The following is a 251-nucleotide window of genomic DNA, read 5'->3' on the forward strand; positions in this document are numbered from 1 at the left end:
GGCGCGCGGTCGGCCAGAGCCTGCACCATCAGCGTGCGGTCGGTGGCGGTCTTCATGCGGTAGAGCACCGTCGACCCCATGAACTCGGCCTCGGTCACGGTGGCGTCGATCCCCTCGGCGCCGGGTGCGCGGATCTCGATCCGTTCGGGGCGCAGCGACAGCAGGGCCGTGTCGCCGGTTTTCAAACCGTCCACCGGGATCGACAGCGTCTGGCCGTCCACGGCCAGCGCGGCGCTCGGGCCGTCGATGCT

General features: G+C 71.3%; 1 protein-coding gene. It reads right to left on the reverse strand.

Annotation, left to right across the window (positions count from 1 at the left end; genetic code table 11):
- A partial coding sequence (locus JI666_RS21495) for a TOBE domain-containing protein (RefSeq protein ID WP_206895118.1) occupies positions 1-251 on the reverse strand: 251 nt, incomplete at both ends.

This window comes from Bacillus sp. NTK071 (assembly GCF_017303315.1).
In the GTDB taxonomy this organism is placed as follows: Bacteria; Bacillota; Bacilli; order Bacillales; family Guptibacillaceae; genus Guptibacillus.